Annotated in this window: 8 protein-coding genes; 7 read left to right on the top strand and 1 reads right to left on the bottom strand. The window is 76.3% G+C overall.

The features are described 5' to 3' along the window. Positions 1–171: 171 nt before the first annotated feature. From PATMI_RS0104465 to cobA, 6 genes are read left to right on the top strand one after another with little or no spacing between them, the layout of a single operon-like run. Positions 172–972, top strand: coding sequence for a heme exporter protein CcmB (locus tag PATMI_RS0104465; RefSeq protein ID WP_026910007.1), 801 nt, complete (start codon positions 172–174; stop codon positions 970–972). A 14-nt stretch (positions 973–986) separates the two neighbouring features. After that, positions 987–1,718: a cytochrome c biogenesis protein CcsA gene (gene ccsA / locus PATMI_RS33855; RefSeq protein WP_051471050.1), complete on the top strand. Its 732-nt coding sequence runs from the start codon at positions 987–989 to the stop codon at positions 1,716–1,718. Between the two features lie 25 nt (positions 1,719–1,743). Then, on the top strand, positions 1,744–2,025 hold the full coding sequence (locus PATMI_RS0104455) for a hypothetical protein (protein WP_026910006.1): 282 nt from the start codon (positions 1,744–1,746) through the stop codon (positions 2,023–2,025). Further along, a complete protein-coding gene (gene hemA / locus PATMI_RS27355; RefSeq protein WP_036725220.1) occupies positions 2,022–3,464 on the top strand; it encodes a glutamyl-tRNA reductase in 1,443 nt (480 codons plus the stop codon). Before PATMI_RS0104455 ends, hemA begins: the two co-directional genes overlap by 4 nt. After that, positions 3,461–4,411: a hydroxymethylbilane synthase gene (gene hemC / locus PATMI_RS27350; protein WP_169738326.1), complete on the top strand. Its 951-nt coding sequence runs from the start codon at positions 3,461–3,463 to the stop codon at positions 4,409–4,411. Before hemA ends, hemC begins: the two co-directional genes overlap by 4 nt. Next, a complete protein-coding gene (gene cobA, locus PATMI_RS27345) occupies positions 4,408–6,360 on the top strand; it encodes a uroporphyrinogen-III C-methyltransferase (RefSeq protein ID WP_245604078.1) in 1,953 nt (650 codons plus the stop codon). Before hemC ends, cobA begins: the two co-directional genes overlap by 4 nt. Positions 6,361–6,648: 288 nt before the next feature. Here the strand turns inward: cobA and PATMI_RS0104435 are convergent, their stop codons facing one another. Beyond that, a complete protein-coding gene (locus PATMI_RS0104435) occupies positions 6,649–8,076 on the bottom strand; it encodes an MFS transporter (RefSeq protein ID WP_026910005.1) in 1,428 nt (475 codons plus the stop codon). Positions 8,077–8,144: 68 nt separating this feature from the next. Between PATMI_RS0104435 and PATMI_RS0104430 the strand changes: the two genes are divergently transcribed. Further along, positions 8,145–9,407, top strand: coding sequence for a pyridoxal-phosphate-dependent aminotransferase family protein (locus PATMI_RS0104430; protein WP_026910004.1), 1,263 nt, complete (start codon positions 8,145–8,147; stop codon positions 9,405–9,407). Positions 9,408–9,496 lie beyond the last annotated feature (89 nt).

The raw sequence follows: 9,496 nt of genomic DNA, 5'->3' as shown, positions 1-9,496 counted from the left end.
CCCGGCGAGCGGCCCCGCCCCCCGCCCCGCCCGCACCCGCGTCATCGCCGGCCACGACCCCGAGGCCGCGCTCGCCGAGGCCGACATCGTCCTCGGCCTCCGCGACGGCGCCGTCGCGCTGCTCGCCACGCCGGGCGACGTCACCCCGGCCCGGATCGAGGCGCTCTACGCATGAGCGCCGCCCCGCCGACCCCGCCGCCGGGCACCGGCCCCGCCGCCCCGCCGCCCGGTGGTGCCGGTCGACCCGCCCGCAGCGGCGCCCCGGCCCCGTCGGTGCTCCTCGCCGGCCGCCCACGCTGGACCACCGACGTCCGCACCCTCCTCGCGCTGGAGTGGCGGCGCGAGCGCCGGGCGCCGCAGGTGCTGCCGACGATGTTCCTGTTCTCGATCGGCGTCTTCGTGCTGTTCCGGTTCGGGCTGCAGGACGGGCGGGTCGAGGGGCCGCTGGCCGCCGGCGTGCTGCTCGTCACGACGCTCCTGGCCGCGCTGCTCGGGATCGGCCGGCTGTGGGCGGCCGAGGAGGAGGAGGGCGGGCTCGACGCGTTCCGCCTGACCCCGGCGCCGGCGTCGGCGCTGGTGGCCGCGAAGGCGCTGGCACTCTGGAGCTTCCTGCTCGTCCTGCACCTGGTGGCGGTCCCGGCGTTCGTGCTCCTGCTGCTCCAGGACGGTCTCGACGGGGCGGCGATCCCGCGGATCGCGGGCGCCCTGCTGCTGTGCGACCTGGGCATCGCGGTGGCCGGTGCGCTCGTCGGGGCGATCGCCGCGGCGGCGCGCTCGCGGGAGCTCCTGGTGCCGCTGATGGCGGTCCCGCTGCTGATCCCGCTGATCGCGCTGGCGTCCGAGGCGCTGGCCCCGCTCCTGACGTCGCCGCGCGAGGTCTCCGAGGGGCGGTGGTGGCTGGCCCTCGCTCTGTACGATGGAGTGTTCCTGCTGGTCTGCTGGGCCGTCTCGGACGGCATCGTCGAAGACTGAAACGGACCGCCGCGATGCCCTACGCCCGTCGCCTCCTGCCCCTGACGCTCATCACCGCGGTCATCGTGGTCGCGTGGGTCGTCGTCTCGATCGCCGTCGTCCCGACGGACGCGACGGAGGGCGTACGGCAGAAGCTCACGTACCTGCACCCGGCGTTCGCGATCATCACGCTCGTGGCGTTCGTCGCCGGTGCGTTCTTCGCCTGGCAGCACCTCAAGCACGACCGCCCGCTGGACGACCTGCGCTCCTACGTGGCGATCCACATGGGCCAGGTCTTCTGCCTGATCGCCCTGATCACGGGCGGGATCTGGGGCCGGACCGCGTGGGGCGTGTGGTGGGACTGGGGCGAGCCCGTGCTCGTCACGTTCCTGATCATCTTCCTGCTCTACGCGACGTACCAGCCGATGCGCTTCGCGATCGAGGACCCGGAGCGCCAGGCGCGCACCGCGTCGGTCTTCGCGGTCTCCGCCGGCATCTTCGCGCCGGTCTGCTTCGGCGTCGTGCGGATGACGACGAACCTCCTGCACCCGCAGCCGCTCGACGACCCGGGCTCCAACCTGCCGGGCACCGCGGGCCTCGCGTTCGGTCTCTCGGTCCTCGCGCTCGGCGCGTTGTTCGTGACGCTCTGGCACCTCGAGGTCGTCCACAAGAGCACGCGCATCCGGGTGCGGCAGCTGCAACGCAAGGTCGAGGGCGAGGACGCCGTCCCCGTCGTCGCGCGCGCCTCGTCGCCCGTCACCCTGTAGCGCGAAGTACCCTGGACTGACCCTCGTGTTCCTCACCGCCCTCACCGAGATCGCCCCCGACTCCGGCAGCCCCGGGTACGTCACGGCCGCCGTGCTGGTCTCGGCGATCCTCGTGCTGCTGTACCTCGTGATCGTCGCGTTCCGCGTCCGCGACTCCGCGCGCCGCCTCGAGGCCCTGGAGTCCCGCATGGACTCCGCGGGCGACCGGCTCCCGCCGCTGACGGAGGACCCCGGCGCGCCGGCGGACGACGGTGCCGTGGGCGACGCCGCCCGCGTGGCGGCCGAGGCGTCGGGGGCGAAGCGGTGAACGAGCTCCTCGTCCTCGGGCTCTCGCACAAGACCGCGCCCGTCGCGGTCCGCGAGCGCCTGTCGGTCACCGACCTGCAGATCGAGCGGATGCTCGCCGACTTCGCGCGGTCGCAGCACGTGCACGAGGCCGCGGTGCTCTCGACGTGCAACCGCACCGAGATCTACGTCGTCGTCGGCGACGCGCTGCAGGCCGAGGGCGAGCTCCTCAGCATCGTCGCCAAGAGCTCGCGGATCCGTCCGACGGAGCTCGCGAACCTCGTCTACATGCCTCGCAACTGCGACGCCGCGCGGCATCTCTACCGCGTCGCGTCGGGCCTGGACTCGATGATCCTCGGGGAGTACGAGGTCCAGGGCCAGGTCAAGCGCGCCTACGAGGCCGCGCTGCGCGCCGGGACGACGGGACCGATGCTGAACCGCCTGTTCAAGGCGGCGCTGCGCACCGGCAAACGCGTCCGCACCGAGACCCGACTCTCCGAACGCCACACGTCCGTCGCGTCCGTCGCGGTCGACCTCGCCGCCCAGCAGGTCGGGCACCTCGAGGACAAGAACGTGATGATCATCGGCGCCGGCGAGACCGCCGAGCTGACCGCGCAGGCGTTCGCCACGCAGGGCGTCCGCACGCTGTTCGTCTCCAACCGCCACGCCGACCGCGCCCGCTCGCTGGCCGACCGCTTCGGCGGCCGGGTCGGCACGCTGACCGAGCTGCCCGAGCAGCTGGCCGAGGCCGACGTCGTGATCTCGTCGACGAGCTCCCCGCACCCCGTCCTCGGGGCGCCCGAGCTCGCGGCCGTGATGTGCCACCGCCTCGCGCGCCCGCTGGTCCTGATCGACATCGCCGTGCCCCGCGACATCGATCCGCACTGCGCGGCGGTCCCGAGCGTCGCGCTCTACGACATCGACGACCTGCAGGCCGTCGTCGCGCGCAACCTCGAGGGCCGCGAGGGCGAGGCCTCGATCGCGGAGGACATCGTCGAGGAGGAGATCCACAAGTTCGCCCGCTGGATGGGCCAGATGGAGATCACCCCCACGATCGTCGACCTCCGGGCCCGCGCCGGCGAGATCGTCGACCACGTCCTCGCCGAGAACGAGGGACGCTGGGAGTCCGCCAGCGACGCCGACGTCCAGCGGATCGAGCGCGCCGCCCGCACCATCGTGCAACGCCTGCTGCACGAGCCGACGCTGCGGCTCAAGGAGGCCCGCGATCGCGACGACGCCCACGGGCACGTCGAGGTCCTGCGCGAGCTCTTCGGCCTCGACGGCGCCGAGCCCGAGGTCGTCGCCGGCGGCGCCCCGCCGCCCGAGTGCCCCGCGCACGGGATGTTCGTCGCGGAGCAGGACGCCGTGGCGCCGTCCGCGGACGTGCCCGCCGCCGGGCCGGCCTCCGGCTCGTGGGCCGAGGTCCGGTCGCTCGCCGCGCGCCGCTCGTCGGCGTCGTGATCCGGCTCGGCAGTCGTCGCAGCCCGCTCGCGCTCGTCCAGGCGCGCACTGTCGCCGCAGCGCTCCGGGGGGCCGGGCACGGGGTCGAGATCGTCGAGGTCGTCACGACCGGCGACCGCGACCGCGCCGCGCCGGACAAGGCGAAGTGGGTGACCGAGCTCGAGCGCGGCCTGGTCGCCGGGGAGATCGACCTCGCCGTGCACTCCGCCAAGGACGTCCCGGGCGAGCTCCCGGACGGCCTGGAGCTCGTCGCCGCCTCGGTCCGCGAGGACCCGCGCGACGTCCTGATCGGCGCCCCGTCGCTCGACGCGCTGCCCGAGGGCGCACGCGTCGGCACCGCCAGCCTGCGCCGCGCGGCGCAGCTCCTCGGCTCCCGGCGCGACCTGACGATCGTCGCGGCCCGCGGCAACGTCGACACCCGCCTGGCGCGCCTGCAGCCCGGGCACGACGAGCACCTCGATGCGATCGTCCTGGCGGCGGCGGGCCTGGAGCGGCTCGGTCGCACGCCGGCGGACGTCGTCCCACTGGAGGGCCCCGTCTTCGTGGCGGCGCCCGGCCAGGGCACGCTGACGATCGAGGGCCGGGCGGGCGACGAGGCGAGCGCCGCGGCCGCCCGCGTGATCCACGACGCGTCCAACTGGGCGTGCCTGCGCGCCGAGCGCGCCGTCGCCCGCGCGCTCGGCGCCGACTGCACCAGCGCGGTCGGTGCCCACTGCCGGCCGGTCGAGGGTGGGTTCTCGCTGACCGGGTACGTCGGTGCGCCCGACGGCTCGGGCTGGGCGCTCGACGCCCGCGAGGGCGACGACCCGGAGGCCCTGGGCGCCCTCGTCGCCGAGCGCCTGCTGCGGGCGGGTGGCGCGGAGCTCCTCGCCGCCGCGCGCGAGGGCATCGACCAGAGCGCACCGATCGCCGAGCAGCAGGACCACGCGGAGGACCCCACATCGTGAGCACGACCGGCGGCACGGACGACGAGGCGACGGGCGGGACAGCGACCGGTGCCACCGAGGACGACAGGTCCGGCTCGGCCGCCCCGGCCGGCGGCGCCGCCCCGGGCGTGGGCGGGACGCGACCGCCGCTCGGGGGCGTCGGCGCGGGCGGCAACGCGGTCGGCGACACTCGGCCGGCGACGGGCGTCGGCGGCGGGGGCCTGACGACGGACGTCGAGACGGCACGGGACACCGCCGGTACCGACCCGGTGGAAGGAGCGCCGGGTGCCGCCGGGCGCGGCGCGGCCGGGAGCGCGGCACGGGCCGACCACGCCGGAGCGCCGGACGCAGCACCCGAGCCCGGCGTCGCCTACCTCGTCGGCGCCGGCCCCGGCGATCCGGGACTGATGACCGTGCGGGCCCTCGAGGTCATCGCGACCGCCGACGTCGTCCTCTACGACCAGCTGATCCCCGCGACCGCGCTGGACGGCGCGCGCGACGACGCCGTCCTGATCGACGTCGGCAAGCGCGGCGGCGGGCGGCAGGTGCCGCAGGCCGACACCGAGGCGCTGCTGCTCGAGCACGTGCTGGCCGGCCGCTCGGTCGCCCGCGTGAAGGGCGGCGACCCGTTCGTCTTCGGGCGCGGCGGCGAAGAGGCCCAGCGCCTGCGGGCAAAGGGCGTCCCGTACGAGGTCGTCCCGGGCGTGACCGCCGGCATCGCCGGTCCCGCCTACGCCGGCATCCCCGTCACGCACCGCGGGCACGCGCCGGGCGTCGCCTTCGTCACCGGTCACGAGGACCCGAAGAAGCCCGAGTCCGCGATCGACTGGGAGGGCCTCGCCCGCTTTCCCGGCACGCTCGTCTTCTACATGGGCGTCCGCCGCCTGCCCGCGATCGCCGCGTCGCTCGTCGGCGCGGGACGCCCCGCCGACCAGCCCGCCGCGGTCGTCCAGTCCGGCACCGTCGGCGCGCAGCGCGTCGTCACCGGCACGCTGACCGACATCGCCGACGTCGCCGCCGCGGCCGGCATCAAGGCCCCGGCGGTCACGATCGTCGGCGGCGTCGCCGGACTGCGCGACGAGCTGCGCTGGTTCGAGGACCGGCCGCTGTTCGGCCGCTCGGTCGCCGTCACCCGCGCACGGGCCCAGGCCTCCGGGCTGGCCCGCCGGCTGCGCGCGCTCGGCGCCGAGGTCGTCGAGACCCCGACGATCCGCACCCGCTCCCTCGACGCCGAGCTCCCGGACCTCGCAGGCGTCGACGTCCTCGCGCTGACCTCGCCCAACGGCGTGCGCGAGTTCATGGCGGCGCTCGAGCGCTCCGGCCAGGACGCGCGGTCCCTCTACGGCACGACGATCGCGGCCGTCGGCCCCGGCACGGCCCGCGCGCTCAAGGGCTTCGGCCTGCGCGCGGACCTCGTGCCGGAGACCTTCACGGGCGAGGCGCTGGCGGCGATGATCACGGGGCGGTCGGCGGGCGGCGCCGGCGTCGCCGCGTCGACGACCCCGCGGGTCGCGACCGGGGCGCAGGTCGACGCGACCGGCGAGCCCGCCCCGGGTGCGCCGACCCGCCCGCTGCGCCGCGCGCTGCTGGTCCGCGCCGCGACCGCCGGCGACGCGCTCCCCGACGGACTGCGTGCCGCGGGGATCGAGGTCACCGACCTGCCCGTCTACGAGACCGTCGCCGAGCCCCTGGCCGACGACGCCCTCGCGGCGCTGCAGGACGTCGACTACGTCACCTTCACCTCCGCGTCGACCGCGGGGTTCCTCGCCGACGCCGGTGGAGTCACCGACGCGGACGCCACGGCCCCGCACGGCCGCCTGCCCGTCGGGCCGGACACCCGCGCGGTCTCGATCGGCCCGGTGACGACGGCGGCCCTCGCCGAGCTCGGGGCGACGCCCGCGGTCGAGGCGCAGCAGGCGACCATCGACGGCCTGATCGCGGCGCTGGTCGCGGACGCCGCGACGCGCTGACGGACCGCGCCGGGGCCACGGCGCTCGGCGGCGCGGCGGCCGGCGGGCGCGTCCGCGCGGAGTGGCAGCCATGCGTGCGCGGAGAGCGCACGCTGCGCTGCCGGTCAGGTCGCGGGGCCGGGTGGCAGCCATGTGTGCGCGGAGAGCGCATGCTGCGCTGCCAGTCAGGTCGCGGGGCCGGGTGGCAGCGATCTGTGCGCGGGGAGCGCATGTTGCGCTGCCGGTCGGGTCGCGGGATGGGGTGGCAGCGGTCCGTGCGCCGTGAGCGCCGAACCCCGCCCCCCGCGGTCAGCCCGCGTCGACCGCCGCGACCGGCGACGACGGGCGCGGGGGCGCGCCGACCCGGGACACCAGGGTCCCGGCCACGAGGACGAGCGCCGTCATCACGAAGACCGAGCGCATGCCGAACGCGCCGGCGACGACGCCGCCGGTGACGGGACCCAGGACCTGCCCCGCGAACTGGGCGGAGACCGACAGGCCCAGCACCCGCCCGACGACGGCGTCCGGGACGGCGTGGCGGATCGCCGCGGTGACCGACGGCATCAGCCCGCCCAGGCAGAACCCGACCCCGAACCGCAGGACGATCAGCTGCCAGACCTCCTGCGTGGCCGCCTGCAGGCCGAGCAGGACGGCCGCGCCGGCCAGGCCTCCGGTGATGACCCGGCCGTGCCCGATCCGGTCGGCCAGGCGCCCGAGCCGCGGAGCCGAGGCGATGCTGCCCAGCGCACCGACCGCCATCACGACGCCCGACAGCGTCGCGACGTGCGACGTCCCGGGATCGAGCTCCCGGACGAAGACGGTGACGATCGGCTCCAGCGACATCGTCGCGAACATCAGGAGGCTCGCGACGGCCAGCAGGATGCCGACGCGGCGGGGATCGGCGCCCCAACCGGAGGTCGCGGGGTTCCGGGTGGAGCGGATCGGGTGTACGGGGTCGCTGCGGTCCGGACTCGCGGCTCTGCCGTCCCGGCCGATCGGTGCCGGGGCGCCGTCGCGGTCGGCCGTCGTGGTCTCGCCGTCCCGGTCCGTGGCTCCCGCGTCGCCGCCCTCGCCCGCCGACAAGGCCTGGTCGCCCCGGTGCGTCGGTGCGGCCTCGTCGGCCACCGCGTCCGGGGCCTCCGCCCGCCGCGGCCGCTCCTCGCGGATCCCGAACATCGTCGCCAGGAACGCGACGAAGATCACGCCGCCCGCGACGAGGAAGGACGCCCGGACCCCGACCAGCTCGGGCGCGACGCCGCCGACCAGGGGACCGACGACGCTGCCGGCCATCACGCCGATCGACAGGACCCCGAGGGCCCACGCGCTGTGGGCCTTCGGGGTCTGGGCGGCGACGAGGATCATCGACCCCGACGAGTAGCCGCCCAGGAGGCCGGTCAGCAGGCGGAGCAGGACGAGCTGCTCGACGTTCTGCGCCAGGCCGGTCAGTGCCATCGCGACCGCCATGCCCAGGCTGGCGCGGACCAGCATGGGCTTGCGGCCGAAGCGGTCGCCCAGGCGCCCCCAGAGCGGCGCGGTCAGGGCGGCGGTCAGGAACGTCGCGGCGTACGCGACGCCCGACCAGCGGACGATCGCGGCGTGCCCGTCGGCGCCGAGGTGCTCGACGTAGATCGGCAGGTACGGCAGCAGCATCGTCATCGCGACGATCGTGGTGAACGACCCGCCGAGGCAGACGAACAGGTTCCGCCGCCAGTGCTGGGAGCCGATCGTGCCGTTCATGGATGGACCGTATCACGTACGAACGTACGGAATACCGTGCATGGTCCGATCCATGCCACCATCGGTCGATGACCGGTCCGATCCCGAACGCCGCGCTGCTCGACCCGCCGCCGATGACCCCGGCGCGGTTCGCGTCGATCGAGCGGGACGTCGCGCGGATGCTCGGGACCGCGCGCGACGTGGTGCTGCTGCAGGCGGAGGCGATCCTGGCGCTGGAGGCCGTCGCGCGCGGGCTCGGGGTCGCGGGGACGACGTGCCTGAACGTCATCACCGGGCCCTACGGCGCCCACTTCGGCGAGTGGCTCGCGGCGGGCGGCGCGGAGGTCGTCGACCTGGAGATCCCGCTCGAGCGCGCGGTGCGGGCCGACGAGGTCGCGGCGGTGCTGGAGCGGCGGCCGGAGATCGCGGTGCTGTCGCTCGTCCACGCCGAGGTCGCGACCGGCACCGTCAACCCGCTGGCGGAGATCGCCGCCGTCGCGCGGGAGCACGACGTCCTGACCGTCGTCGACGCCGTCGCCTCGGTCGGTGGGCACGACCTGCCGATCGACGAGCTGGGCCTCGACGTCGTGATGCTCGGTCCGCAAAAGGCGCTCGGCGGACCCGCGGGGATCTCGATGGTGACGGTGAGCGACCGCGCCTGGGCGGCGCTCGCGGCGCCCGGAGGCGCGTCTCCGGGACCCGGGGAGGCCCGCGCCCCGGCGGGCGGGCCGTCCGGCTCCACCGCGCCGGCCCCGGCGTCGAGCACCCCGACCGCCCCCGCCTCGGCGTCGTCCTCCTCCACCGCTCCGGCTCCGGTGTCGACCGGCCTCGCCCCGTGGCGCGGGTCGATCCTCTCGCTGCTGGACTGGAAGGAACGCTGGATCGACGCCGGGCGGAGCGCGATCCCCGGCACCCCGGCGGTCCTCGAGCTCCTGGCCCTGGAGGCCGGCTGTGCCCGGGTCCTCGCGGAGGGCGTCGGGGCCGGGATCGCCCGCCACGCCCGGATCTCGGCGGCCTGCCGGGCGGGGGTCCGGGCGCTCGGGGTCGAGCCCTGGGTCGCGAGCGACGGCGAGGCCTGCGCCCTCACGACCGCCGTCCGCCTGCCCGCGGGCGTCGACCGGGCCGCGCTGGCCGACCGGGCCCGCGACGCGTACGGGGTCGCGCTGACCCCGGGCGGCGGGACGCTGCGCGACGTGATGGTGCGCATCGACCACATGGGCCCCGCCGCCGAGCCGCGCACGGCCCTCGCCGGCGTCGCGGCCCTCGGCGGTGCCCTGGCCGACCTCGGCGTGCAGGTCGACGTCGGTGCGGGGGTCGCCGCGACCGTCGCGGCGCTGGCGGCGTCGGCCTGAGCTCGGCCGCGGCCGAGGGCGCGGCGATCGCGAGGCCGGTCGCCGCCGGAGGCAGCGGGGTCCGCTGCAGGTTCCTGCCGCCTGACGGC

This window comes from Patulibacter minatonensis DSM 18081, assembly GCF_000519325.1.
GTDB lineage: Bacteria > Actinomycetota > Thermoleophilia > Solirubrobacterales > Solirubrobacteraceae > Patulibacter > Patulibacter minatonensis.
Note: the sequence above shows the minus strand (reverse complement) of the source record. Positions and strands in the feature narration are given on the sequence as shown.